At 65.1% G+C, this 1,233-nt stretch carries 1 protein-coding gene; it reads left to right on the top strand.

Annotation, left to right across the window (positions count from 1 at the left end):
• Positions 1–48: 48 nt before the first annotated feature.
• Positions 49–1,194, top strand: coding sequence for an IS3 family transposase (locus Ato02nite_RS50885; RefSeq protein WP_213013957.1), 1,146 nt, complete (start codon positions 49–51; stop codon positions 1,192–1,194).
• Positions 1,195–1,233 lie beyond the last annotated feature (39 nt).

The raw sequence follows: 1,233 nt of genomic DNA, 5'->3' as shown, positions 1-1,233 counted from the left end.
GAGTCGGTTTGGTTGATCTTCTATGCTCGGCGCTCTTTGAGGAGACCCGTGCCGAGAAGCTATCCGCCCGAGTTCCGCCGGAAGGTCCTCGACCTGTTGAAGGCCGGTCGGACCGTCACGCAGCTGGCGAACGATTTGCAGATAAGTGGTCAGACGATCTACGTGTGGCGGCGGCAGGAGGCAATCGACAACGGCCAACTGCCCGGCGTGACATCTACCGAGCTGGCTGAGCTGAGCAAGGCCCGCCGGCGGATCGCGGAACTCGAGACCGAACTGGCGATCCACCGCCGGGCCGCCGATCTGCTGAAGGAGGCGGTGCCCCCAAAAGCCCGGTACGCGGCCATCAAAACCCTGGCCGCTGAAGGATTCTCCGTCGACCTGTGCTGCCGCGTGCTCGACGTGTCGGTGTCCGGCTACTACGCCTGGCGCAACCGGCCGCCGTCAGCCCGCTCGCTGCGCCACGCCTGGCTGACCGAGAGAATCCGCGCAGTCCACCTGGCCTCCCGTGGCACCTACGGCGCGGCACGGGTCCACGCCGAACTGCGGCTCGGCCACGGCATCATCGTCGGGCACAACGCGGTCGAGATGCTGATGCGCCGCGCCGGGATCAAGGGCCTGCCCACGCACCGATACCGCCGCCCGCTACGCGAGACACCGACCGTCAGTGACCTGGTCAACCGCCAGTTCGACCGCGACGCACGGGATCTGCTGTGGGTCACCGACATCACCGAGCATCCGACCCGCGAAGGCAAGGTCTACTGCGCTGTCGTGCTCGACTCGTTCTCCCGCCGCGTGGTTGGCTGGTCCATCGACGCGTCACAAACCTCGGCGCTGGTCACCAACGCTTTGAGCATGGCCATCAGCAACCGCCGGCCCGACGCAACGGTGATCCACTCCGATCATGGAGTGCAATTCGCGTCCTGGGCCTTCACCGAACGCGCCCGCGCGTCCGGGCTGGTCCCATCGATGGGCACGATCGGGGACTGCTACGACAACGGCATGATCGAGTCGTTCTGGGGCCGCATGCAAACCGAATTGCTCAACCGCCGCAAGTGGAAGACCCGCATCGAGCTGGCCAACGCGATCTTCGATTACCTCGAAATCTTCCACAACCGGCAACGCCGTCACAGCTCCCTGGGCATGCTCACGCCGATCGAATATGAAAGGCTCCACACCACCCTGTCAGTCGCATAGAACCAGCTGTCGCGGCTCCACGGAACCCGGGGAAGATCA

Source organism: Paractinoplanes toevensis (assembly GCF_018332695.1).
GTDB classification, from domain to species: Bacteria; Actinomycetota; Actinomycetes; order Mycobacteriales; family Micromonosporaceae; genus Actinoplanes; species Actinoplanes toevensis.
The sequence above is the reverse complement of the archived record's forward strand: the minus strand, read 5'-3'. Positions and strand labels throughout refer to the sequence as shown.